The sequence below is a fragment of the Corynebacterium sp. HMSC076G08 genome (genome assembly GCF_001811515.1).
GTDB classification, from domain to species: Bacteria; Actinomycetota; Actinomycetes; order Mycobacteriales; family Mycobacteriaceae; genus Corynebacterium; species Corynebacterium hiratae.
Genome location: NZ_KV805048.1, coordinates 114,095 through 139,127 on the forward strand (window position 1 = coordinate 114,095; position 25,033 = coordinate 139,127).

Below are 25,033 nucleotides of genomic sequence, written 5' to 3' on the forward strand. Positions count from 1 at the left end.
TAAGTAAACGTGCAGGTGGAGGCGTTAGCGAGCCCTGCGCAACCGTGATGGATGCGTTATAAACGCGTGGACAAGATTCCTCTCATCTTCAGGAGTACCACGTGAATTTCCGCCGCTTTGGCCAGCTGTTGGCCGCCACCACCGTTACCGCCGTTGCCGTCTCCGGCGCACCTGCCTTCGCCGCTGAGGCCGACCAGGTGACCATCTCCGTCACCAACTTCACCGACTTCCACGGCCACCTTGAGCTGGCCGAAAACTTTGATAAGGAAACCGAGGAACTGGTTGGTTACTCCGAGATGGGTGCTGCTCGCATGGCTGCGCTCATCAAGGCCGTCAACAAGGACCAGGAGTACGCCTTGACCTCCTCCGGTGATAACGTTGGCGGTTCCGCTTTCGTGTCTGCGATTTCTGAGGACAAGTACACCAACGAGGCCCTCAATGCTATGAATCTCGATGTCACGGCCGTGGGCAACCACGAGTTCGACAAGGGCGATAAGGATCTTATGGGCCGTATCAAGGACCAGTCCAACTTCCCGATCCTGGGCGCCAACGTCACCAAGGATGGCAAGCCCTTGCTCGATGCTTCCTTCGTCAAGGAGGTAGACGGCGTGAAGGTGGGCTTCGTTGGTACCGTCACTGAGAACACCAAGTACAAGGTGTCTGCTGCGTCCATCCCGGGCGTCGAGTTCTCCGACCCGGTCGAGGCCACCAATAAGGAAGCCAGCCGACTGAAGGAATCCGGCGAGGCCGAGGTTGTTGTGGCGCTCATGCACGAGGATGCTCAGCAGTTCGCTGAGGGCTTCAACAAGGATGTGGACATCCTCTTTGGCGGTGATACTCACGTCAAGACCCAGGGCGAGGTTGCCCGTGAGGGCGCATTGCCGCTGTACTGGGCACAGGGCTACGAGTACGGCAAGGTGCTTAACGACGCCGACATCACCTTCGACAAGGCCGAGAAGAAGATCACCAAGATTGATCTCAAGCAGTACGACGTGGCCGACGCAGAGGTCTTCGCCCAGCTGCAGGGCCTCGAAGACGACCCCGAGGTAGCTAAGGTCGTCGAGGAAGCAAAGAAAGTAGCGGAGATTGAGGGTGCCAAGACTGCTGGTACCACCGAGAAGGCCATGTACCGCGGCTCCGATGAGGGCAAGGACACCGGTTCCAACCGCGGTGTGGAGTCCACCCTTAACAACTTCATTGCGGAAGGTCAGCGCTACGCTCTAGCCAAGCCGGCGGGCAAGGACATCGAAATTGGCGTCATGAACGCGGGCGGTGTGCGCGCCGACCTCAAGGAAGGTGACGTTACATACCAGGACATCTTTGCTGTTCAGCCTTTCGGAAACTCCGTGATTACCGCTGAGGTCAGCGGAGCTGACTTCATCACCGCACTGGAAAACCAGTGGAAGCCTGGCCAGTCCCGCCCACGTCTGGCTCTAGGCCTGTCCAACAATGTCACCGTTGTCTACGACCAGAAGGCTGAGCAAGGCAAGCGTGTTAAGTCCGTCACCATTAACGGTGAACCGATTGACCCGAACAAGAATTACAGCATTGCTCTGTCCTCCTTCCTCGCATCCAGCGATACGGAAGCAGGCGGCGATGGCTTCTTCGAGCCCGGTTCCATCAAGAACCGCAATGACGTTGGCCACATGGACACCCAGGCGATGATTGACTACATTGCGTCCGGAGAGTCCAAGGTCCGCACCGGCCAGGGTCAGATCGGTGCTCACATTGAGGGGGACCTGAAGCCGGGCAGCGAGATTACCATTGACCTGTCTTCCCTGAACTACTCCAACGCTGAGGAGCCGCAGGCTAAGAAGGTCACCGTTGCACTGGGTGACGCTAAGGCTGAGGCAGGCATTGATAACGCAGCACAGCCGGGTGATGAGCAGTTTGGCGAGCGTGGCCGCGCAACCGTCAAGCTCACCATCCCGGAGGGCCTAGAGGGCGAGCAGAAGCTGTCCATCACCACGGATGCTGGTACTAAGGCTGTCCTGCCTATCACCCTTGAGGGCGCGGGTAACGACGAGGACCCGAAGGACCCAGAGAACCCGAAGGATCCGAAGGATAACGGCTCCAACAAGGATGTAGCGTCCTCCGTTGGCCTGGGCGTGGGGATCACCGTAGCGATTGCCGCTGCCATTGCCGCTGTGATTGGCGCTATTAACCTGCCGGCAGGCGCGCTACCGGCTCCGGTACAGCAGATGATTGAGCAGTTGCGCAAGCAGTTCAACATCTAGTCAGTCTCGTTCCTAAAGCCCGCACTGAGGTGCGGGCTTTTCGCATGCGGAAGGTATGGTGGGAAGCTGTGGATACACTGAGGCTATTTGGACGCGAGGCAATGTATCAGCTCGGCATCGAGCCTCACCGCATCCCGGTGGTGATGTTCGCAACGCTGGGCATCTACTTGGCTTTCATGCTCTTGGTCAAGCTTTTCGGTAGTCGGGTGCTGACGTCTATCACGGCCTCAGATGCTGTCATCATCATTATGTTTGGTGCGGTTTCGGGACGCGTCATCGTAGGCAACCCGCCCACGCTTGCCGCCGGCATCATCGGACTGTTTACGCTCATGTTGTTGGAGGCCGCTTTCGGCACCTTCAGACAGCTGGTGAGGTGGTCGAGGTTCATTGACCGAAAACCGGTCCTTTTGGTGTACAAGGGGGAACTGCAAGAGGACAACATGCATTTTGCGCACATCACCGAGAGGGATATCAATTCCGCTGTGCGCAAGGCGGGGCTCGGACGGCGTAGCGACGTCCAGCTTATGATTCTGGAACCGACTGGTCAGATTTCGGTCATCCGCCGTGGCCAGCTTGTCGACGCTTCAGTGTTTAAGGATATCCTCGGCGCCGAGCGCATCGAAGAAGTCGAAGAAGACTCGCAAAAGGATAGCGAATAGATTCTCGCCAGCTGTTAGACCTGCTAACCACTGTGAGGGTTGGAGTCCTGAAGGACGTGCCGAGATACCTTTCTCCATTCCACACGAGAGCGCGAGCCTCATGGGGTGGGGACCAGACTGCCCTACGTGACGAAAACATAGCCCGATCCCCGGGGCGGGAGGGAAAACTTTGGCAACTAAGGCAGCACGTCCAGGGCAGCAGTGTCTAGGGCAGTAACGGTCAAACGGGGGATGGCCAGCCCGCAAAACGAAAAATCTCCTCCGGCGCGTTGAACGCGGGAGGAGACTTACGTGCTTGCGGCTTAGTTGCCAGCGAGCTTGTCGCCGAGACGCAATGCGTCATCCATGGCGCCGATGATGGAGGTGATAACCTTGATCCACTCGCGGATCTCCTTCGGGCTGACGTTGCCCTCATCGTCGGAGGAGAGAGCGAAGAAAGCAGCGGAGGAGCTATCGTTCTCGACCGGAGCAGCGGAAGCAACAGCGGTGCCGGAGAAGGTGATGGTCGCAGCGGTAGCAACGGCAACGAGGGACTTACGGGAGAAGAACTTCATGGTGGAGTGTCCTAATCTTTGGAGAGGGTGGAAAGAGAAACCGAATTACTTCGCGTTAGGAGCGAAGTTCTTCTGGTAGAAGGCGAAGACGGTGCCCAGAGCGCCGATGATGGCGGTGAAGACTGCGATCCAGTCGCGGATCTCAGACGGCTTCATGTCGGTGATGGAGGAACCCTCAGAGTCGTTGGAGGAGGAAGAAGAGGACTCCTCTTCCTTCTCCTTGTCGTTCTCGGACTCGGAGTTGTCGGTCTCCTTGTTGTTGTCCGTGGTGGACTCGGAGTCTGCGGACTCGTTGGTTACGACTGCGGTGTCCTCAGCGGAAGCAACGGACACGCCGGACAGGGAAACGGTTGCAGCGGTAGCGGCAGCAACAAGGGCCTTACGGGAGAAGAACTTCATTCTCGTTCCTTAAGATCTCGGGAATTTCAAAGACCTCACAGATGCTACTGAGACATTGTGCGATTTGCAAGAGATTTGGCAATTAGTTGGTGAGTCTGTGTATCTGCTGGCCGCCGTATGTGAGCTGCGGATATTAAACAGAGGTGCCTGTGGTGGGTGAGTGGTTTGCCAAATGAACTGCTCAAGGCTAAGAAATTCTTAGTACCGGGCGGGGTGGGGCGGAGTGGTAAAGAAATAGCCCCGCTCGCTGAACGCGAGTGGGGCTAGTCACCGTAAAGGGGGTAAAACTTATCCCTCGATGGTTGCCTTGGTGATGCGCACCTCTTCGGCGGGCTCTCCGTCAGACTGTCCATCCTTGACGCCCTTAGCAGCGATAGCGTCGATGGTCTTCTGACCCTTCTCCGTCAAATCACCAAAGTAGGTGTAGGAGGGAGGAAGCGTCGAGTCCTTGTAGTTAATGAAGAACTGCGAACCGTTGGTATCTTCGCCGGCGTTGGCCATCGCGATGGAGCCCTTCGGGTACAGGGCAGGCTGTGCCTTGGCGGCATCGTCAGACTCATCGGTGGGGTACTCGTTGGCAAACTGGAAGCCTGGTCCACCGGCGCCCTGGCCGGTCGGGTCGCCACACTGCAGAACGAAGATGCCGCCATCGGTCATGCGGTGGCACACGGTGTCGTCATAGTACTTGGCCGAAATCATGTCCGTGATTGCGTTGACGGTACACGGAGCTAGGGAGCGGTCGAGGGTCATCTCGATGTCGCCCTGCTTGGTGGCGAAGTTGACGGTCACCTCACCCTTGGCTGGAATGTCCTTGCCGTTAGGCGTAGGCACCTCACGGGAGGCGTCACCTGCTTCTGGGTATTCACACGTTACGGTGTCACCCAGCGGTGTGGCACGCTTGCCGATCAAAGGCTCGGCGGTGGGGGCTTCGGTTGTGGTCTCCGCGGCCGAGCTCTCCTCGGCCTGAATCTCCTCTTCCTCCGACGAGCGGGTAGCCAAGAACCAGATTCCGCCGACGAGGGCAATAATGACGACGGCTGCCATCACAACAACGCCAAGTGGGCGGCTCTTCTGTTTACGGTCGCGGGACTTCAGCTCGCGATCGAGCTGGTTGAGCGCATCATCCAAGCGCTGGCTGTTAGTAGACACCTATGTTTCCTCCACAGTGGTGGTTCACAACTTTCGACTCACCTATCCTAACCGCACCGTCCTACATCATGGCGCGACGCCCCGCGCGTCAGTACGCTTGGGTGCCATGGCTACAACGAATTTTCAGAATGAACCCGTCGAAACCAACGCCGAGCTGCCCAAGGTTGGTGAGGTCCTGCCGGACTTCACCCTTGTCGGTACCGATCTGGCAGAGCTGACCAAGGCAGACTTCGCCGGCAAGCGCCTCGTCGTTTCATGCTTCCCATCCGTCGACACTGGTGTGTGCGCGGCGCAGCTGCGCAAGTTCAACGAGGAGGCGGCTGGACTGGAGAACACTGTTGTTCTGTCTGTCTCTCGTGACCTGCCGTTCGCACAGGAGCGTTTCTGCGCAGCTGAGGGCATTGAGAATGTCGTCAGCGCCTCTGACTTCCGCTCTGACTTCGCGGATAAGCTGGGCCTCGTGCTAGAGGGGTCCCCACTCAAGGGCCTGTTCGCCCGCGCGGTCATCGTCACCGACGAGGACCACAAGGTGACCTACACCGAGCTGGTTCCGGAGGTCACGACTGAGCCGGACTACGACGCAGCTTTGGCATCGCTCAAGTAATGCCCGCTCCCGAAATCTACGGTTTCGCCGCCGGGCCTTATAAAACCAACACTTATGTGGTGGCTAACGGATCCCGGGCGTTCATCGTGGACCCAGGGATGCACACGCGCGAGAAGCTTGAGCAGCTCGCGCGTGAGAAGTCCTTGGAGTTTGAGGCCGTCGTGCTCACCCACGGCCACATTGACCACACGCGCGATGCCGCCGAGTTCGACCTACCGGTCTACATCCACCCAGATGACGCGTTTATGCTTGTGGATGGCTCCGGTGTGTCCCCCGAATCGCAGATGCTCTTTGCTGCCGCCTCCATGAAGCAGGTGGCGGACCGTCGCGACTTGATCGGCGGAGAAACGTTGAATCTGGTTGGCCTTGAGTTCAAGCTGCTCCATGCACCAGGTCACTCGCCCGGATGCGTCATTCTCGTGGCTGAGGAGGTTGCCCTGACGGGCGACGTGCTGTTTAAGGGTTCCATCGGGCGCACCGACTTGCCGCACTCCGACCACGCCGCGATGCAGCGTTCCTTGCGCGGCCCGGTGTGGGGCCTCGATGACTCCCTTGCTATCTTGCCGGGCCATGGCCCGACCACGACTATGCGTCGTGAACGCGCGACTAATCCGTTTCTACGCGCAGCGGGGGATGTACTCTAAAGGGCGTGAGTGATAAGAAGCAGTTCAAAGCCCTGTCCGCGCCCAAAGGTGTGCCGGACTACGTCCCGCCGCAATCGGCCATCTTTGCCAAGGTGCGCGACACCTTCGTGCACCAGGCACACCTGTCCGGCTTCCAACACATCGAGCTCCCTATCTTCGAGGACACCTCGTTGTTCGCCCGCGGTGTGGGGGAGTCCACGGATGTTGTGTCCAAGGAAATGTACACCTTCGCCGATCGTGGCGATCGTTCCGTGACACTGCGCCCAGAAGGCACCGCTGGTGTCATGCGTGCGGTCATTGAACACAACCTCGACCGCGGCCAACTGCCGGTCAAGCTGAACTACTATGGTCCTTTCTTCCGTTACGAGCGCCCGCAGGCGGGCCGTTACCGCCAGCTGCAGCAGGTCGGAGTGGAGGCCATCGGCGTGGATGATCCGGCGCTGGACGCAGAGATCATTGCCTTGGCGGATCGCTCCTACCGCAGCCTAGGCCTGAGCCAATTCCGCCTTGAGCTGACCAGCTTGGGTGACCACGACTGCCGCCCGGCCTACCGCGAGAAGCTGCAGGAGTTCCTGTTCAAGCTGGATCTAGACGAAGAAACCAGGGCCCGCGCGGAGCTGAACCCGCTGCGCGTGCTCGATGACAAGCGCCCGGAAGTCCAGGAGCAGCTTGTCGACGCCCCCCTGATGCTCGACCACCTCAATGCCGAGTGCCGCGAGCACTTTGAGACGGTCACTGGCCTGCTCGATGACATGGGCGTGCCCTACACCATCAACCCGCGCATGGTCCGCGGTCTCGATTACTACACGAAGACCTGTTTCGAATTCGTCCACGATGGCCTCGGCGCGCAGTCCGGCATTGGCGGCGGCGGCCGCTACGACGGGCTCATGGCTCAGCTCGGCGGACAGGAGTTGTCCGGTATCGGCTACGGCCTCGGAGTGGACCGCACGGTTTTGGCCCTGGAAGCCGAGGGCGTGGAGCTCGACGGCGTCGAAGAGCGCGTGGCCGTTTATGGCGTTGCTTTGGGCGCTGCGGCAAAGAAGAAGATGGTCAGCATCATTGATGACCTCCGCAAGGCCGGTATTTCCGCGGACATGTCCTTCGGTGACCGCGGCCTCAAGGGAGCGATGAAGGGCGCTGATCGCGCCAACGCCCGCTTCGCACTCGTCCTCGGTGACCAGGAGCTAGAGTCTGGCACCGTGGCGCTCAAGGATCTGCGCGCGCACGAGCAGCACGACGTCCCCGTGGGGGACGTCGTCAAGCAGCTTTGTCAGCTGGTTTAGCACTCCACCTGGGAGACGGTGAAGCCCATCGTCTTCGCTAGACCACCGAGCGAGGTCTCCTTGTACTTGGAGAGCATGTCGCGCCCCGTTTCGGCCATCGTGCGTACCGCGTTATCGAGGGTAACGTGGTGCGTTCCCTCTCCCATGCGGGCCAGGCGTGCGGCGTTGATGGACTTGACGGCACCGATGGCGTTGCGCTCGATGCAGGGAATCTGCACGAGGCCGCCGACCGGGTCGCAGGTCAAGCCGAGGTTGTGCTCAAGCGCGATCTCGGCAGCATTCTCTACCTGCTCCGGAGTCCCCCCAAGCAGTTCGGCCATGCCGGCCGCCGCCATAGAGGAGGCGGAGCCTACCTCACCCTGGCAGCCCACCTCGGCGCCGGAAATGGAGGCATTGGACTTGATAATGATGCCCACGGCACCCGCAGTGAGCAGGTAGCGGCGAGCATCGGCGCGCGTAAAGTCCGCCATGAAGTCGCGGGCATAATGGAGTACCGCCGGTATGATGCCACAGGCGCCATTCGTCGGCGCAGTAATGACGCGGCCGCCGGCGGCGTTCTGCTCGTTGACGGCGAGCGCGTAGAGGTTTACCCATTCCATCGCGGAAAAGCCACAGGACTCGTCGTCCTGCTTGGCCAACAACTGCTGGTACATCTGCGGCGCGCGGCGGTTGACGCGGAGACCACCAGGCAAGATTCCCTTGGTGGAAATTCCCTCGGTCACGCATTCGCGCATGATGTCCCAGACGAGATCGAGGTGCTGGTAGACGTAGTCGAGACCGCCCTCGTCGCGGTGAAGCACAGCCTCGTTCGCCGCAACGATCTCCCAAATCGCCATGTCATTGGCAGCGCACAGGTGAAGCAGGTGCTCACCAGATTGGAATTCATAAGGAACGGTGTCCTCGGCGGTAGCCGCAGCGACACCGGCCGGAACGCCAGTGTCGGTTTCGAGCTGGGCGTTGTACTCCTCGCGGGACAGAATGAAGCCGCCGCCGACGGAGAAATACTCCGCGTTCTCGGCGAGGATGGAGCCGTCTTCGTCCCAAGCAGTAAAAATAAGGCAGTTCGGGTGCTCGGGCACCGGCTCGTTGTTGAATTCGATGCTGTATTCCACCTCGCCTGCCGGGCCGCTGATGCTGCCCTCGGTAGGGATGAAGGCATCGGCGCGTGGCTCAGCATCGAGCGGAACGGAGAGCGGATCCCAACCGGCGAGGCCTAGAATGACGGCCCGGTCCGTAGCGTGTCCACGGCCGGTAGCGGACAAGGAGCCACGCAGTTCGATGTGGACCTTTGCTGGGTGTTGCTCAAGGGTCTCGAGGAAGGCCTTAGCAGCACGCATGGGGCCCACGGTGTGGGAGGAGGAGGGACCGATGCCGATCGAGAAGATGTCGGTCACGCTAATTGTCATGGGGGTTAAACCTCCTTAGAAGCGTTAAATAAGTTACGCCTTACGATAGTACCGAGCGCCCCCAGTCGTTGCTTAGCCCGGTTGGCCGTCGTGGCGGGACAGGAGTTCGCGGAAGCCCCCTGATTCCGAATCCGGTGCCTGCCCAGCAGAACCCTGGTGTGTGTCCTGCGGTTCGCCGAGAGGGCCGGCAAGGCCAGCTACGCGGTCGAGCGGGCGCACCATGAGGTCCGCCAACTCCCCAGCGGCGCGCTCGATGCGCTTTTCATTGCGCGCGCCCTCAGCGGTGCCAAAGTCCTCCGTGGCCTGGAAGATGCCGGTGGGGACCACCGTGGCATGCAGGTAATTGAGTAGTGGGCGCAGGGCATAATCCAACACCAAGGCGTGACGGCTGGAGCCGCCCGTGGCCGCGATGAGGGTTGGAAGCCCCTCCAGGGAATGTGGCTCCAAGGTGTCGAAGAACATCTTGAACAGACCCGAGTAACTGCCCTGGAACACGGGACTGACCGCGATGAGGCCGTCGGCATCCAGCACCGCGGACTGTGCCGCGGTGAGACGGGGCGTGGGCGAAACCCAGTTGGTCATGGCCTCAGCTAGCTCGCTCGCGAGGTCCCGGAGCTCGACGACGGTGATGTCGGTGCCTTCGCCCCGCGCGGTGACGTGGGCGGAGGTGGCGGCCGAGAGGGCGTCGGCAAGCGCGCGCGTCGAGGACGGCGATGACAACCCAGCCGTAATGACGACGAGTGACCGCATCTACTTCTCCTCTCCAGGGTTGACCAACGCGTGTGGTTCATAACTACCGAGCGTGGCGTGCGTTGGCGGGTCAGAAGGTACATGATCTGGGCGGCGCTCCTCAAAGCGCCGGCGCAGCTCAGGGACGACCTGCGTACCCAGAATCTCAATCTGCGCTAGCACCACCTCTTGCGGAAGGCCGGCATGATCGATAAGGAAGAGCTGGCGCTGATAGTCGCCCACCCAGTCGGCGAACTGCAGGGTTCGTTCTACGACCTGCTCCACCGTGCCTACCGTCAGTGGGGTTTGTGCGGTGAATTCTTCTAAGGAAGGGCCTTGGCCGTAGACCGGGGCGTTGTCGAAGTAGGGGCGGAAGAAATCCTTCGCCTCCTGCTCGGTAGACCCGATGAAGACATGCCCGCCGAGGCCCACGATGGCCTGATCCCCGCGACCATGACCGTAGGATTCGTAGCGGTTGCGGTAGAGGCTCACCATCTTCGCGGTGTGTTCCTTGTTCCAGAAGATGTTGTTGTGGAAGAAACCATCGCCGTAATAGGCCGCCTGTTCGGCAATCTGTGGGGAACGGATAGAGCCGTGCCAGACGAAGGGCGGGATACCGTCGAGCGGCGCCGGTGTGGCGGTGAATCCCTGTAGCGGGGTGCGGAATTTTCCTTGCCAGGTCACGACCGGTTCGCGCCACAGGCGGCGCAACAGGTGGTAGTTCTCCACCGCCAGAGGGATACCTTCGCGGATATCTTTGCCAAACCACGGGTAAACCGGACCGGTGTTACCGCGGCCCAACATGAGATCGATGCGCCCGTCAGCCAGGTGCTGGAGAAAAGCGTAGTCCTCTGCAAGCCGGACGGGGTCGTTGGTGGTGATCAGCGTGGTGGCAGTGGAGAGGTGCAGGTTCTTCGTCTGCGCCGCGATGTAGGCCAGATGGGTGGTGGGTGCGGACGGGACGAAGGGTGGGTTGTGGTGCTCGCCGGTGGCGAAGACGTCGAGGCCCACCTCCTCTGCCTTGAGGGCGATTTCTGTCATAGCGCGGATGCGCTCCGGCCTCGGTGGGGGTGCGACCGGTGGTGGGATCTTGCGTGACATCACCGATGCTAAAGACTCCAAATTGCATGCCATACTCCTCTCTGTGACATGTCAACAAAGTTTAGCCGGGTAATTATTCCCACTCAAGGGCGTCGACCAAGACTGCAAGATCCGCTGGCGTTGCGATGGCGAGCGGGCGCTGCGAAGGCTTGCCCTGCTCGGTAAGGAGAACCGCACTAGGATGCGTGCCGTCCGCCGCGGGTTCGGTGAGGGCATCGATGACCTCTTGCGCACTGGCGTTGCGGGGAAGGAACTCGGCCCTGTCCTTCTTCTCTGCAAACTCTAGAACGGCGCTAATCGACGCCGCGTTGACCACACCATCGTCTCCCAAATCTGCTGCGACCCAGCGGGCGATGACATTGGTCGTGAGGAGGGCTTGGTAAGCGCCGGAATCATAAATCGGGATCTGCGAATAGCCGGTCCTATTAATGAGCCGGAGAGCCTCTATGATCGGGGTATCGGGGCCAAGTGTGGTGACCTCACGGTTGGCGAGTAAGGACTGTGCCGTGGGCGGATCTGTAAGAAGCCGCTGGAGGTTCTCTAGCTGCGCCAGCACCTGTGGGTGCGGGGTAGCGATGGGCTCGCCGTCGAAATAGCGGCCGTGGGCGATGGCGTTGCGCAGATTACCTAAGTCCTTGAGCTGCTCTGCCTGGCGCTTGCTGAGCAGGTGTTTGTCGTGTGCGCGGTCGACAATCCACCAGAAGGAGTCGGAGTTCTTGGCCCCGACGGCCTGGCGGAGAAACTGCTCAATGTCGTTGAATGCGGAAAAGAATCTGGCCAGGGAGTTATCGCTCATGCCGTCCCAGTGTACGGGTGCTCTCAAACCCCAGTGGTCGCTGGTGGACAGAGAAAACAAAGAAGCCGCGAGTATCCCGAGGCGGCAGGAGACTCGCGGCGACTGGGTACGATGCCCTGTGCGCGTGTTGTGTTGAGACTAGAACACGACGCGCAGGATGGAGACCGTCACAGCTGCGATGGCAGCGGCGGCTGGGAGAGTGATGACCCATGCGAGGGCGATGGGCTTCATCAGGTTCCAGTTAGCAGCGCGGTTGACGATGCCGACGCCAAGGACAGCACCGATGAGGATGTGCGTCGAGGAAACCGGGAGGCCTAGGAGGGAGGCTGCCATGACAACGGCAGCGGCAGCCAGCTCAGCGGCGAAACCGGAGGAGGGGTGCATCTGGGTCAGGCCGGAACCGACGGTCTGGATAACGAAGCGGCCGATGAACCACAGGCCAGAAACGAGGGCAATGCCCATAGCCACCATGACCGGCAGCGGGACGGTGACTTCGTCAGAAATCCGGTTGGTCTGCAGGACATCGAAGACGGCGGCGAAGGGGCCGATGGCGTTGGCGATGTCGTTCGAGCCGTGCGAGAACGCGAAGGCGGAGGCGGTGAAGACCTGCATCCAAGAGAAGAGGAGGAAGGTGGAGCGGGACAGGGACTTCTTCTTCAGAGAGCGGGCGAAGATGAAGACGGCCATCCAGACCACGGCACCTACCATGCCCATGACAAGGAGGTTCTCAAGTGTGGAGAAGTCAACGCCGGTGTTCTTGAGGCCCTTGAAGAGCATCATCGCGGAGATGATAACAGCGCCCAATGCTGCCAGCAGCGGGACCCAGTTCTCTAGTGCGCGGTGCGCGTTGACGTCCTCGAGATCCTTGTTGAGGTTGTGCAAATCTCGGTAGTAGTCGGACTCGAGCGCCTCTGGATCGTAATCATCTTCCGCGGTGAGGGCGGCATCACGGGCCATGGCGTTGGTGTAGGAAATCTGCTGCAGCTCGTTCATGCGCTCGAAGCGGGTCTTGTGCTCCTTGCGCAGCTCAGCGCGGCGAACCTTGATGTCGCGCAGACGCTCGTCTGCGGCGTCGTTGTAGACGAGGATGGAAGCCTTAATCCACCTAAACAGCAGGTAAGCGGCAACACCGCCAAGAACTGGTGAAAGTACCCAGGAGAAAGCAATGGTGCCAATGCCGCCCCACTGCACCATGTCCATTCCGCCCTTGCCGGTGACGAAGCCGACGGTCAGCGCGGCGCCGACGATACCGCCGACGATGGAGTGGGTCGTAGAAACCGGCCAGCCCATGCGGGTAGCGACGAGCAGCCAGATGGCAGCGCCGAGCAGCGACGCCATCATGATGTAGACGAACTCCATGGGGTCGAGCCCGTCAATGGCGTCGAGGTCCACAATGCCGGAGCGGACGGTGTCGGTAACCTCGCCGCCGGCGAGGATCGCGCCGGATACCTCAAAAACCGCCGCAACAGCGAGGGCCTGCTTCATAGAGAGGGTTCCCGCACCCACGGAGGTACCGAAAGAGTTGGCGACGTCATTGCCACCAATGTTGAAGGCCATGAATACGGCGAAGATGATCGCGGTAACAAGGACGATCTTGTTAGCGCCCTCAGCAACCTCTCCGTTGCCCCAAATGATGAAGAGGACAAGAGTAACAGCGGTGATGGCGCCGAAGAACAAGTGCCAAATCCAGTCCTTGTTCTTACCATTCATCGTTTCGAGATCAGGCATCGTCGGCGTGGCGGTGCTCAAAACGTCGTTCCTTTCATGAAGAGAACGCTGCGTGATGAGGAAGCGCGGGCTGCCGCGGGCAAGGTAAAAGCGTCAATAATGATGGGGATTAACGTACCTGCTGCGGTGCAGGTGATGACATCACGCACAGTTCTTTTATGTTTTTAAAGACAGAGCGGATCCCACCACGAACCGGCGGGAACTTGATCAGGGTAAAGCATCAAGATTGCCGGCAGGTAAACGCCTCATGTATTTGAATTTAATCTGCACATTTTGTGGAACATTTGGGGGTGGTGTGGCCTTTCGGTGGACACACCAACATTTTTGACGCTCGGTATTAAGACTTATATACGCCTCGACCCAAAGTGTCGCACTGCTCCATCTTTCCGCTGTTATATCCGGCGAGGAAGGATTGTGCTCGGTCCTCAGAGGAGCCGTGTGTCCAGGTATCGGGGCGTACCTCGCCGCCAGAGCGGCGCTGGATGTTGTCGTCGCCCACGGCGCGGGCAGTGTTGACGGCGTCGGTGACCTGCTGTTCGGTGATCGTTTCGAGCAAAGCATCCTCACCCTTGTCGGCGTAGTGTGCCCACAGTCCGGCATAGCAATCCGCTTGCAGCTCAATCTTCACTGCGTTGGAGTCCTCGCCGGGTTCGTTGTAATTGGACAAGCTGAGTGTGCCCTCTAGCTTCTGAATGTGGTGGCCAAATTCGTGGGCGACGATATACATCTGTGCCAGAGGTGCATTATCCCCACCGAAGTTGCGGAGCTGATCGAAGAACGCGGTGTCGAAATAGGCGGACTCATCGGCCGGGCAGTAGAACGGCCCGGTGGCGCCGGAGGCTTGGCCACAGCCGGACATAGTGGTGTTGTTAAAGATGACGCGGCCGGGTTCGACGTACTCGATGCCTGCCTGATCCGGCAGCTGCTGGGCCCAGACCTTGTCGACGGACTGGGCGGCGAACATGACGCGGCAGTCGTCGTACTTATTGCCGTCCTCGGCAGTTTGGCAGTGTGCGAAGGCATCCTCTCCGCTTTCCTCTGGGCCGACCTGGGTTTGGTCGGGCTGAGGGCTGCTTTCGGTGATGTCACCAAGATCGCCGCCAAGCAAGAGATAGAGGCCAATGAGGAGGAGGGAGCCAATGCCGCCGCCGGTAGCGATCATGCCGCCGCGGCCCCCGCCGCCGGAGCTTGCTCGCTTGCCATCAAAGTTGGCGCCAGATTTGAAAGTCATGGTCCAGATTTTGCCATATGCGGGCGGTGATGTGCGTGTGATGAGGGGAGCTGCGTCAAGCGGGGGTACCAGTGCTCGACGTTCGGCGGCGCTCGGTGTTTACCCCAGCGCTGAGCAAGTCTGGTGCGGGCGGTAGACTTGGGCCGTTCAAGTTCTTGCATCCCTCGGCGCGTGCTGTCTACGCGTGGCGTGTGTGGGTGCGAGCGTCAACGATGAGAAGGGATTGAACGAGAGTGCTGCGTACACATTTGGCAGGCGAACTGCGCAAAGAGATGGCGGGGGAGACCGTCACCCTGACGGGTTGGGTGGCGCGCCGTCGCGACCACGGCGGTGTTATCTTCATTGACCTGCGTGATCGCTCCGGCGTTGCCCAGGTGGTTTTCCGTGAATCCGAGGTGGCTGAGCGCGCCCACGATCTGCGCTCCGAGTACTGCGTTAAGGTCACCGGCGTGGTGGAGCCCCGTCCAGAGGGTTCCGCTAACGCGAACCTGGCCTCCGGTGAGATTGAGGTCAACGTTACGGATCTGGAAGTGCTCAACAAGTCTGCAGCGCTGCCATTCCAGATCGATGATCCTTCTTCCTCCGGTGAGGTCGGCGAAGAGACTCGTCTGAAGTACCGCTACCTCGATCTGCGTCGGGAGCGCCAGCACGAGGCTCTGCGCCTGCGCTCGGCAGCTAACCGCGCCGCTCGCCAGGTCCTGGATAGCCATGATTTCACTGAAATCGAAACCCCGACCCTGACCCGTTCCACCCCGGAGGGCGCTCGTGACTTCCTCGTGCCCGCCCGCCTCAAGCCGGGCAGCTGGTACGCACTCCCGCAGTCGCCGCAGCTGTTTAAGCAGCTGCTCATGGTGGCCGGCATGGAGCGTTACTACCAAATCGCTCGCTGCTACCGCGATGAGGACTTCCGCGCGGACCGTCAGCCGGAGTTTACACAGCTCGACGTCGAGATGTCCTTCGTTGATCAGGACGATGTGATCGCTCTCGCGGAAGAAATCATCTCCGCCCTGTGGAAGCTCATCGGCTACGAGATCAAGACACCGATTCCGCGCATGACCTACGCAGACGCTATGAAGTACTACGGTTCCGATAAGCCGGACCTGCGCTTCGACATCAAGATCGTGGAATGCACCGAGTTCTTCAAGGACACCACTTTCCGCGTGTTCCAGAACGAGTACGTTGGCGCCGTCGTCATGGAAGGCGGAGCTTCCCAGCCGCGCCGTCAGTTCGATGCGTGGCAGGAATGGGCAAAGCAGCGCGGTGCGAAGGGCCTGGCTTACATCACCATCGCTGAGGACGGCACCTTGGGCGGCCCAGTGGCCAAGAACATTACTGATGCCGAGCGCGAGGGCATTGCTGAGCACGTCGGCGCCAAGCCGGGTGACGCCATCTTCTTCGCGGCTGGTGACACCAAGTCTTCTCGCGCTCTTCTGGGTGCAGCACGCGGCGAGATTGCAAAGAAGCTGGATCTCATCAAGGACGGCGACTGGGCCTTCACCTGGGTTGTGGACGCACCACTGTTCGAGCCTGCCGCTGATGCCACCGCCTCCGGCGACGTGGCTCTGGGCCACTCCAAGTGGACTGCGGTACACCACGCCTTCACTTCGCCGAAGCCGGAGTATCTGGACAACTTCGACGAGAACCCGGGTGAGGCGCTGGCCTACGCCTACGACATCGTCTGCAACGGCAACGAGATCGGCGGCGGATCTATCCGTATCCACGACCAAGACGTGCAGAAGCGTGTCTTCGACGTTATGGGCATCGGTGAGGAAGAAGCACAGGAAAAGTTCGGCTTCCTGCTCGACGCTTTCCAGTTTGGTGCCCCGCCGCACGGTGGTATCGCGTTCGGTTGGGACCGCATTGTCTCCCTGCTGGGCGGTTTCGACTCCATTCGTGACGTCATCGCCTTCCCGAAGTCCGGTGGCGGCGTGGATCCATTGACCGATGCTCCGGGCACCATTCCTGCCGAGCAGCGCAAGGAGACCGGCGTGGATTTCAAGCCGGAGAAGGCAGCCAAGGCCGCTCAGGGCGACAAGGCAGGGAAGGAGTCCTAGGTCGCTCAACTCGGTGATGTAGTTGGGCCTTCGATATGTGGAAGCAGGCAAGCAAGTGAATCCGATGGGACACGAGTCCAAGAAAAAATCTGTGGCGGATGCCGTGGTGGCGGAAGCCTCACAGATGCTCTCGCGCCGCTTTGGCGGGGAGCCTGAGCTTAGTGACGTCGAGCAACTCACTGGTTCGGGCAACGCCGTGGTGCTTCGTGCCCGCACGTCACCGAGTGCCTTTTTCCCGCATCGTTCGGTGGTCATCAAGTACAACCCAGTCACCGGGCACACCATTGATGACGCCGCCCTTCTGCGTGAGGTGGTGGCCTATCAGTTCACCACAGCGTTGTCCGAAGAGGTTCGCCCAGGCCCAGTACTGCTCGCACACGACGTCGAGAAGCGCATCTTGGTGCTGTCTGACGCCGGCGATGGCGACACCCTGGCGGACACTCTTGCCCGCAGCAATGACGAAGAACGCGGAGAGCTGCTCAGGTCCCTGGGCGGCGCGCTGGGCAAAATGCACGCGGGCACGGCTGGGCGCGAAGAGGATTACGAGGCTCTGCTGAACCGGCAGTTGCGCCGGCATCCCGAATACGCCGAGCACCAAGCCCTGCGGGATGAGTCTCTGAAAAGCTCCATCCTGATCGGTGCGGACATCCTCAGCGAAGCAGGACTGGAGCCACCAGAGCACGTCCGCGAACTAGCCCGCACCGCCATGCAGAGCTTTAGTTCTGGCCGCAACCGCGCTTTTACGCCCTTCGATCTGTCCCCAGACAACATCATCGTGGGGACAACACTGACCTTCCTGGATTATGAGTGGGCCGGTTTTCGCAACGTGGGCTTTGATGTAGCCTGCGTTGTCGCCGGCTTCCCACAGTTCCTCTTCAGCCGCCCGATTACGGATTCTGAGGCGGACGTCTTCATCCAAGCCTGGCAGCGCCGGGTCGTCGACGTGTGGCCGCAGCTGGCGGATGAGAAAACACTGCATGAGCTGATAGTCGCTTGTCTCATTGGTTGGGCTTTGTCGAGCGTGACCACCATGTATGCCGGTGGGATTGAAGGGGTAGTAGCACTGGCGGAGGGTAACGCCGAGATTTATCGTGACCCGCGTCGCTCGCTGCTGCGCCGCTCCGATCACGGCCCGTTCAGCGAGGATGAGCTCTTGATTCGGCGCGACCTTTATGAAACTTTCGAAGCGCTCTCACGTTTTGCCGCGCAGTGTAAGCACGATGGGTGCTCGACTGTTGCCGCTTTCGGTCGCGCTGTGGCCTCCCGTCTCCGGGAGTCCTGATGGGGCAGGAGTCACTCTTCGGCGACGACCAATCAGCGCCAAGCCTGCCGGGTGGCCCCGATATTTTTGCGACTCATTCGGGGTCACCGCTGGCCGCGCGCATGCGGCCGCAAAGCCTCGACGAAGTAGTGGGCCAAAAGCACCTTCTGGAACCCGGGACTCCGCTGCGGCGCCTCGTCGAGGGCTCCGGCGAGGCCTCCGTCATCCTGTACGGCCCGCCAGGCACCGGAAAGACGACCCTGGCTTCGCTGATCGCGTCCTCTCTGGGGGATAACTTCATCGGCCTGTCCGCCCTCGACTCCGGCGTCAAGCAGGTACGGGAAGTCATCACGCATGCTCGCCGCGAGCTGATTGAGGGCCGCCGCACAGTGCTCTTTATCGATGAGGTGCACCGCTTTTCCAAAACCCAGCAGGACGCATTGCTGGCTGCGGTGGAAAACCGGACGGTGCTACTCGTGGCAGCTACCACCGAGAACCCCTCCTTCTCCGTGGTGGCGCCTCTGCTCTCGCGTTCGCTGCTGCTGCACTTGGAGCCGCTTGACGACGCCTCCCTGCGCACTCTCGCCGAGCGAGCGCTGACGAGCGAGCGCGGCTTAGCCGGGCGGATCACCGCAACGGAAGACGCTCTGGACCAACTGGTGCTGCTCGCCGGGGGAGATGCGCGGCGAACGCTGACCTACCTCGAGGCTGCGGCCGAGGCGGTACCGGATGGCGGCGAGCTGACCGTTGACATCCTTAAAGACAACGTCAACCGCGCCGTGGTGCGCTATGACCGTGACGGCGATCAGCACTATGACGTCGTTTCCGCGTTCATCAAGTCCATCCGCGGCTCCGACGTGGACGCCGCATTGCACTACCTTGCCCGCATGATTGAGGCCGGCGAAGACCCGCGCTTCATTGCGCGCCGGCTCATCGTGCACGCCTCAGAGGACATTGGGATGGCCGACCCCACCGCGCTACCCACCGCCGTGGCCGCCGCGGAGGCCGCTGCGCTGATCGGCCTGCCCGAGGCGCGCATCCCGCTGGCTCAGGCCACGATCCACCTGGCTACTGCGCCGAAGTCGAATTCCGTTATTAATGCCATCAATTCTGCTCAGGCCGATGTCCGGGCCGGTAAGAGCGGTTACGTCCCGCCGCACTTGCGCGACGGGCACTACGAGGGTGCTAAGCGCCTAGGTAACGCCGTCGGCTATCAGTACCCGCATGATGATCCACGCGGTGTTCTAGCCCAGCAGTATCTGCCGGAGACGCTGGCCGATGCCGAGTATTATCAGCCCACCGACCACGGAGCGGAAAAGCGCGTGCGCGAGTACCTGGGAAGGTTGCGGGACATCATCCGGGGGCGGCGTCGCTAAGCACAGCACCGGACGGGTAAAGTTGAGCGCTGACTAGAAACCTCTCAACAGTGAAGGACTTTTGCTCGTGAAGACTCATGAGATCCGGGAACGCTTTACCCAGCACTTCGTCAAGGCCGGCCACGAAGCCGTCCCCAGCGCGTCGCTGATCCTGGATGACCCGAACCTGCTCTTCGTCAACGCCGGCATGGTTCCCTTCAAGCCCTACTTCTTGGGCCAGCAGAACCCGCCTTTTGCTAACGGTACGGCGACCTCCATCCAGAAGTGCGTGCGCACCTTGGATATCGAGGAAGTAGGCATCACCACCCGCCACAACACCTTCTTCCAGATGGCAGGCAACTTCTCCTTTGGCCAGTACTTCAAGGAGGGTGCTATCACCCACGCCTGGAACCTGTTGACGAACTCGGTAGAGGATGGCGGCTTGGGGCTAGATCCCGAGCGTTTGTGGGTCACGGTCTACCTCGATGATGATGAGGCAGCCGATATCTGGCACAACAAGATCGGTGTTCCCCGCGAGCGCATTCAGCGCCTCGGCATGGAGGATAATTACTGGTCCATGGGTATTCCTGGCCCGTGCGGTCCGTGCTCTGAGATTTACTATGACCGTGGTCCGGAATATGGTCAGGACGGTGGCCCCGTCGCGGACGATAACCGCTACATGGAGATCTGGAACCTGGTCTTCATGCAGAACGAGCGCGGCGAAGGCATCGGCAAGGGCAACTTTGAGATTCTCGGCCCGTTGCCTAAGAAGAACATCGATACCGGCATGGGCATCGAGCGCGTTGCCTGCATCCTGCAGGGCGTGGACAACGTCTACGAGACGGATCTGCTGCGCCCGGTCATTGACGTTGCCGAGGAACTCACCGGGGCGAAATACACGCCCGATGCGCCGAAGGAAGACTTGATCCGCTTCCGCGTGGTGGCGGACCACTCGCGCACCGGCATGATGCTCATCCTGGATGGCGTTACCCCCGGTAACGAGGGCCGTGGCTATATCCTGCGCCGACTGCTGCGCCGTATCATCCGCTCCGCCAAGCTGCTGGGTGCGAAGGGTGAGACCATGGAACGCTTCATGAACACCATCATGGACACCATGACTCCGTCCTACCCGGAGATTGCGGAGAACCGTGAGCGCATCCTGCGCGTCGCCGTGGCGGAGGAGAAGGCCTTCCTCAAGACCCTGGAGTCGGGCACCAAGCTTTTCGACGAAGCTGTCGACGAGCTAAAGAGCACCTCCCGCGCGGCCACCCCGAAGGTGCTGTCCGGTGAGAAGGCGTTTGAACTGCACGATACCTATGGATTCCCCATCGACTTGACATTGGAGATGGCCCAAGAAGCTGGCCTTAGCGTGGACATGGAGGGCTTTGATGCCGCCATGGGCGAGCAGCGCCGCCGTGCCAAAGCTGATAACCAGGCTAAGAAGCATGGTCACGCCGACTTGTCGCTCTACCGCGAGTGGGTGGATAACCATCCGACTCTGTTCACAGGCTACGAGACCTTGGAGTCCGAAGCCAAGGTACTCGGCCTCGTCCGCGATGGCGAGAAGGTCTCTGAAGTCCAAGCAGGCGACACCGTCGAGGTAATTCTGGACCAGTCGCCGCTCTACGCCGAAGCCGGTGGCCAGACCGCCGACCGAGGCCGGATCATTGCCGGTGAAACCCTCCTTGAGGTCAATGACGTGCAGAAGATCGGCAAGAGGCTGTGGGTCCACAAAGCTACGGTGACCGCTGGTGGCCTTGAACTGGGCACTGGCGTAACAGCCGAGGTAGACCAGCAGTGGCGCCACGGTGCCGTGCAGGCGCACTCCGCCACGCACCTCATCCACGCCGCGCTGCGCCAGGTGCTGGGGCCGACCGCTGTCCAGGCTGGCTCCTTGAACCGACCGGGTTACTTGCGCTTTGACTTTAACTACACCGACCAGCTCACCCAGGAGCAGCTCGATGAGATCGCTTTGGTGACTAACCAGGCGGTAGACCAGCACTTCCCGGTCAATACCATCGAGACTTCCTTGGACAAGGCCAAGGAGATGGGCGCGATGGCCCTGTTCGGTGAGAACTATGGTTCCGAGGTCCGCGTCGTGGAGATGGGAGGGCCCTTCTCCATCGAGCTGTGCGGCGGTACGCACGTGAAGAACACCGCAGAGATCGGTCCAGTGTCTGTCCTTGGTGAATCCTCCGTGGGTTCCGGTGCGCGCCGCATCGAGGCCTATTCGGGCTTGGATGCCTTCCGTTACTACTCCAAGGAAGCAGCCCTGGTGGAAGGTGTGTCTCGCGAGCTGAAGGTCCAGACCGAGGACCTGCCGGAGCGCATCGCGCAGCTGACGGAGAAGCTCAAGGCCGCAGAGAAGCAGATTGCAGAGCTGCACAAGGCCCAGCTCATGTCCCAGACTGCGGACATGATCTCTACGGCGAAGACCGTCAACGATTTCACCATCGTGGCCGTCAAGCTCCCTAAGGGTGTGAACGGCGGTGACCTGCGCACGCTGGCTTCCGACATTAAGAACCGCCTCGGTGATGTCGCTGGTGTGGTCGTCTTGGCATCGGAGAATGAGGGCGGCAAGCTGCCATTCATCGTGGGTGCCACCAGGGCAGCAATTGAGCGCGGTGTCAAGGCTGGTGACTTGGTTAAGCTGGTGTCCGGCTACGTTGATGGCAAGGGCGGCGGCAAGCCGGATATGGCTCAAGGCTCCGGCGCAAACGCCGAAGGCCTGCAAGCTGCCTTCGACGCCGTCCGTGATGAGCTCGAAACCCACTAATGGATGCGCACGAGTAGGTGTGCAGAAGTAGCTGACTCTCAGGACCAGGAGGAACACCATGGCCGTAGAGCCCGATAAGCCAGGAGTAGACGATCCCGGACCAGGGCGCCGGTTGGGTCTCGACGTCGGAACTGTCCGCATCGGCGTGGCGGTTTCCGATCGGGATGCCCGCCTGGCTATGCCGGTCGAGACCGTCCGCCGCGAAACCGGGTTTAAGGACCGCGACAAGGGTGACATCGACCGACTGCTTGAGCTTATTCACGAGTATGACGTCGTCGAGGTGGCGGTCGGTTTGCCGCGTGATCTCAAGGGCAACGGCTCATCAAGTGTTAAACATGCCAAAGAAATCGCGTTTCGTATCCGCCGCCGCTTGGCAAAAGATGACACGATAAACACACCTCCGCCTGTGCGCATGGTGGATGAGCGTCTCACCACAGTGGTGGCATCATCTGCACTGCGAGCCTCTGGCGTGTCAGAGAGACGCGGCCGTTCGGTTATCGACCAAGCGGCCGCGGTGGAAATTTTGCAATCCTGGCTGGATGCGCGCCATTTCGCGTTGAACGGCCACAGCCCTTCAAACCTAGGAGACGAAGTACGTGAGCCGTAAACCTTCACGCATCGGACGCTCGATGGAACCCCAGTACGTCAAGCGCCGCCAGCGCGGCATGGCCGTGCTTATTGCCAGCCTTGTCCTCATCATCGGCGGCCTCGGCTACATCGGTTTCCGCCTGTTGGGAGGGGGCAATACCTTGGACTATGAGGGACAAGGCAATGGTGTAACACAGCTCGTTCAGGTCCCGGAAGGCTCATCCATGGGAGAACTGGCACCTGAGCTAGCAGAAAAGAATGTGGTGAAGACGCCTGAGGCTTTCTCTTCGGCGGCCAATTCCAATCCGCGCGCGAGCCAAATCAAGCCCGGGTTTTACCGTCTCCAAGAGGAGATGAGTGCCAAATCCGCCGTGGAGGCACTGCTTGATGACGCCAACATGGTGGACTTGCTCGACGTGCACGGCGGAGCGACGTTGCTGGACGTCAACGTACTGGGGGGCGATGTCCGGTTTGGTATTTACTCCCTGATCTCGCAGGTCTCCTGTAAGGAGGGTGGTTGCGTATCCGCCGAGGAACTAGAGAAGATCGCGGCCACGGTAGACCCAGCCGAACTGGGTGCGCCGGACTGGGCCGTGGAGGAAGTCCGTGCCCGCGGCGAGGATCCCAAGCGTATTGAGGGGCTTATCGCCCCGGGACAGTACGTGCTTGACCCGAACATGGATGCCCAGGAGATCCTGACCGATCTCATCACTCGTTCGACGAAGAAGTACAACGACACCAACATTGTCGACCGCGCCCAGGCCATTGGCCTGAAACCCTATGAGCTTCTGACCGCAGCATCCCTGGTGGAGCGTGAGTCGCCGGCCGGTGAATTCGACAAGGTTGCGCGCGTCATCCTCAACCGCCTCGACGAGCCGATGCGCTTGGAGTTGGACTCCACTGTGAACTACGGGCTCGAGGACGTCGAGCTGGCCACCACCGATGAGGACCGTAACCGCGAGACCCCGTGGAATACCTATGCGAAGGATGGTCTTCCGGATTCCCCGATCGCCTCGCCGTCGGAGGAGGCCATCCAGGCTATGGAGAACCCGGCAGAGGGCAATTGGCTCTTCTTCGTCACGGTTGATGACAAGGGCACGACGGTCTTTACCGACAACTATGATGAGCACCTCGCCAACGTCGATGATGCGGTGCGCTCTGGCATCCTGGACAGCCAGCGCGAAGGCGCCGGCGAGCCACCAGCAGAGGAGCAGTAATAGGATGCCGCGCGCCGCAGTTTTAGGCAGCCCCATCGAGCATTCGTTATCCCCGGTCCTCCATAAGGCCGGCTATGATGCGCTGAATCTGAAGGACTGGGATTACACCAGGTTCGAGGTGACCGACTTGGCTGCCTTCCTCGCCGAGGTAGGGGAAGAGTACCGAGGTTTCTCGGTGACCATGCCATTGAAGTTCGACGCCTTGGCTTGCGCAGACATCGTGAGCGAGCGCGCCAAGCTCATCGGCTCTGCGAATACCTTGGTGCGCACCGCGGAGGGGTGGCGCGCGGACAACACGGATACGGAAGGCGTGCTGGGCGCACTCGATGAGCTGCTGGGCTCTTCCCAGCCGTCTTCGGCGCTGCTCATCGGCGCTGGTGGAACCGCGCGGCCGGTCCTGTGGGGGCTAGCCCAGCGTGGTGTTAACGATGTCACCGTGCTCAATCGCTCAGATCGTCGTGCTGAACTACGGCCGCTAGGGGACGCCCTTGGCCTCTCCCTCCACTCAGCATCTTTTGGTGATGATCTCGCGGGGTTAGCGCGCTCGGTGGACCTCATCGTCTCCACTGTTCCCTCCGCCGCCGTGCAAGAGCATCTGACCCGGTTGGCAAAGGCCCCAGTGTTCGACGTTATTTACGATCCATGGCCTACGCCTTTAACTGTCTATGCGGCTGCTGATGGCTATCCGACGGTCGGCGGGCACATCATGCTGGCTAACCAGGCTTATTCGCAGTTTGAACAGTTTACCGGGCACACCGCCCCGCGGGCAGAAATGCTGGCTGCTCTCAACGCTGCGCTCAAGCTGCCTTAATCAACAGCATGCGCGGCAGCACCCCGCACGGTAGGCTGCGCAGTCATGGGGGATGTGCTTTTCCTGGCGTGGGGGTGCGCCTTAATCGTTTATGACCTGCGTTTCAAACGCCTGCCCAACTATCTGACCCTGCCTGCCGCCGTGCTGTCGCTGTGGTGGTTCGACCCAGCCGGGCTGCTATGGCCGGGGCTTTATATTCTGGTTGCATTGCTGAGCCGCGCCGGAAGCGTGGGCGGGGGTGATCTTAAGCTGGCGTTGCCACTGGGCATGGTGACCGCCCACGCGGCGGGAGTACTAGGGGTTGCGTTCGCGATGGTAGGGGCGTCGCTGAGCACGCTGCTCTGGGGGTTCATGACGCAGGATCGGAAACCCGCGCACGGGCCCGGCATGCTCATTGCGGCAGCACTTGTCGTGCTGTTTAACCCCGACACGGCGTGATAGGCGGCCCAGT

21 protein-coding genes and 1 pseudogene are annotated in these 25,033 nt (G+C 60.7%); 13 read left to right on the plus strand and 9 right to left on the minus strand.

All coding sequences use genetic code 11. The annotated features are described in order from the left end of the window. Window positions 1–101 precede the first annotated feature (101 nt). A complete protein-coding gene (locus HMPREF2806_RS06735) occupies window positions 102–2,237 on the plus strand; it encodes a bifunctional metallophosphatase/5'-nucleotidase (protein ID WP_049154883.1) in 2,136 nt (711 codons plus the stop codon). A gap of 101 nt (window positions 2,238–2,338) precedes the next feature. After that, the gene (locus tag HMPREF2806_RS06740; RefSeq protein WP_180963910.1) at window positions 2,339–2,896 is read left to right on the plus strand and encodes a DUF421 domain-containing protein; all 558 of its coding nucleotides are present in this window, start codon (window positions 2,339–2,341) and stop codon (window positions 2,894–2,896) included. A 302-nt stretch (window positions 2,897–3,198) separates the two neighbouring features. Here the strand turns inward: HMPREF2806_RS06740 and HMPREF2806_RS06745 are convergent, their stop codons facing one another. From HMPREF2806_RS06745 to HMPREF2806_RS06755, 3 genes are all read right to left on the minus strand, one after another. Beyond that, on the minus strand, window positions 3,199–3,450 hold the full coding sequence (locus HMPREF2806_RS06745; protein WP_046648585.1) for a hypothetical protein: 252 nt from the start codon (window positions 3,448–3,450) through the stop codon (window positions 3,199–3,201). 45 nt (window positions 3,451–3,495) lie between these two features. Beyond that, the gene (locus tag HMPREF2806_RS06750; RefSeq protein WP_070516928.1) at window positions 3,496–3,849 is read right to left on the minus strand and encodes a hypothetical protein; all 354 of its coding nucleotides are present in this window, start codon (window positions 3,847–3,849) and stop codon (window positions 3,496–3,498) included. 288 nt (window positions 3,850–4,137) lie between these two features. After that, window positions 4,138–4,998 carry a peptidylprolyl isomerase gene (locus tag HMPREF2806_RS06755; RefSeq protein WP_046648581.1) on the minus strand — a complete coding sequence of 287 codons (861 nt, stop codon included), beginning with the start codon at window positions 4,996–4,998 and terminating at the stop codon, window positions 4,138–4,140. 106 nt (window positions 4,999–5,104) lie between these two features. Here HMPREF2806_RS06755 and tpx point away from each other — a divergent pair, with 106 nt between their 5' ends. The 3 genes from tpx to hisS are packed head-to-tail and all read left to right on the plus strand — an operon-like array spanning window position 5,105 to window position 7,529. Further along, window positions 5,105–5,602 (plus strand): thiol peroxidase, encoded by a 498-nt coding sequence (gene tpx, locus HMPREF2806_RS06760; RefSeq protein ID WP_070513221.1) that lies wholly within the window; start codon window positions 5,105–5,107, stop codon window positions 5,600–5,602. Further along, on the plus strand, window positions 5,602–6,246 hold the full coding sequence (locus HMPREF2806_RS06765) for an MBL fold metallo-hydrolase (protein WP_070513224.1): 645 nt from the start codon (window positions 5,602–5,604) through the stop codon (window positions 6,244–6,246). Before tpx ends, HMPREF2806_RS06765 begins: the two co-directional genes overlap by 1 nt. A 5-nt stretch (window positions 6,247–6,251) precedes the next feature. Then, window positions 6,252–7,529 carry a histidine--tRNA ligase gene (gene hisS, locus HMPREF2806_RS06770; RefSeq protein ID WP_070516930.1) on the plus strand — a complete coding sequence of 426 codons (1,278 nt, stop codon included), beginning with the start codon at window positions 6,252–6,254 and terminating at the stop codon, window positions 7,527–7,529. Here the strand turns inward: hisS and HMPREF2806_RS06775 are convergent. The 6 genes and pseudogenes from HMPREF2806_RS06775 to HMPREF2806_RS06800 all read right to left on the minus strand — a co-directional run bounded on the left by HMPREF2806_RS06775 (window position 7,526) and on the right by HMPREF2806_RS06800 (window position 14,520). Continuing rightward, window positions 7,526–8,935, minus strand: coding sequence for an L-serine ammonia-lyase (locus HMPREF2806_RS06775; protein ID WP_049154569.1), 1,410 nt, complete (start codon window positions 8,933–8,935; stop codon window positions 7,526–7,528). The genes hisS and HMPREF2806_RS06775 overlap by 4 nt on opposite strands. A gap of 72 nt (window positions 8,936–9,007) precedes the next feature. After that, entirely contained in the window at window positions 9,008–9,685 is a 678-nt protein-coding gene (locus HMPREF2806_RS06780; RefSeq protein WP_070516932.1) for an FMN reductase, read from the minus strand. Continuing rightward, a pseudogene (locus tag HMPREF2806_RS06785) lies at window positions 9,686–10,793 on the minus strand (LLM class flavin-dependent oxidoreductase). 45 nt (window positions 10,794–10,838) lie between these two features. Continuing rightward, window positions 10,839–11,561, minus strand: coding sequence for a CBS domain-containing protein (locus tag HMPREF2806_RS06790; RefSeq protein WP_049154572.1), 723 nt, complete (start codon window positions 11,559–11,561; stop codon window positions 10,839–10,841). A gap of 138 nt (window positions 11,562–11,699) precedes the next feature. Further along, the gene (locus tag HMPREF2806_RS06795) at window positions 11,700–13,289 is read right to left on the minus strand and encodes an inorganic phosphate transporter (RefSeq protein ID WP_198525934.1); all 1,590 of its coding nucleotides are present in this window, start codon (window positions 13,287–13,289) and stop codon (window positions 11,700–11,702) included. 337 nt (window positions 13,290–13,626) lie between these two features. Next, window positions 13,627–14,520: a KPN_02809 family neutral zinc metallopeptidase gene (locus HMPREF2806_RS06800; RefSeq protein WP_049154573.1), complete on the minus strand. Its 894-nt coding sequence runs from the start codon at window positions 14,518–14,520 to the stop codon at window positions 13,627–13,629. A gap of 233 nt (window positions 14,521–14,753) precedes the next feature. On the opposite strand from HMPREF2806_RS06800, the gene aspS reads away from it, so the two are divergent. The 8 genes from aspS (at window position 14,754) to HMPREF2806_RS06840 (ending at window position 25,020) form a co-directional block, all read left to right on the plus strand. Next, the gene (gene aspS, locus HMPREF2806_RS06805; RefSeq protein WP_049154574.1) at window positions 14,754–16,574 is read left to right on the plus strand and encodes an aspartate--tRNA ligase; all 1,821 of its coding nucleotides are present in this window, start codon (window positions 14,754–14,756) and stop codon (window positions 16,572–16,574) included. Window positions 16,575–16,638: 64 nt separating this feature from the next. Next, the gene (locus tag HMPREF2806_RS06810) at window positions 16,639–17,856 is read left to right on the plus strand and encodes a phosphotransferase family protein (protein WP_070516934.1); all 1,218 of its coding nucleotides are present in this window, start codon (window positions 16,639–16,641) and stop codon (window positions 17,854–17,856) included. Then, window positions 17,856–19,211 (plus strand): replication-associated recombination protein A, encoded by a 1,356-nt coding sequence (locus HMPREF2806_RS06815; RefSeq protein ID WP_049154576.1) that lies wholly within the window; start codon window positions 17,856–17,858, stop codon window positions 19,209–19,211. Before HMPREF2806_RS06810 ends, HMPREF2806_RS06815 begins: the two co-directional genes overlap by 1 nt. Before the next feature lie 67 nt (window positions 19,212–19,278). Continuing rightward, on the plus strand, window positions 19,279–21,966 hold the full coding sequence (gene alaS / locus HMPREF2806_RS06820) for an alanine--tRNA ligase (protein WP_070516936.1): 2,688 nt from the start codon (window positions 19,279–19,281) through the stop codon (window positions 21,964–21,966). Window positions 21,967–22,024: 58 nt separating this feature from the next. Next, a complete protein-coding gene (gene ruvX, locus HMPREF2806_RS06825) occupies window positions 22,025–22,573 on the plus strand; it encodes a Holliday junction resolvase RuvX (protein WP_070516938.1) in 549 nt (182 codons plus the stop codon). 22 nt (window positions 22,574–22,595) lie between these two features. Continuing rightward, window positions 22,596–23,771, plus strand: coding sequence for an endolytic transglycosylase MltG (mltG, locus tag HMPREF2806_RS06830; protein WP_070513327.1), 1,176 nt, complete (start codon window positions 22,596–22,598; stop codon window positions 23,769–23,771). A gap of 4 nt (window positions 23,772–23,775) precedes the next feature. Further along, window positions 23,776–24,582 (plus strand): shikimate dehydrogenase, encoded by an 807-nt coding sequence (locus tag HMPREF2806_RS06835; RefSeq protein WP_070516939.1) that lies wholly within the window; start codon window positions 23,776–23,778, stop codon window positions 24,580–24,582. Between the two features lie 45 nt (window positions 24,583–24,627). Beyond that, on the plus strand, window positions 24,628–25,020 hold the full coding sequence (locus HMPREF2806_RS06840) for a prepilin peptidase (RefSeq protein ID WP_070516942.1): 393 nt from the start codon (window positions 24,628–24,630) through the stop codon (window positions 25,018–25,020). Window positions 25,021–25,033: the final 13 nt, after the last annotated feature.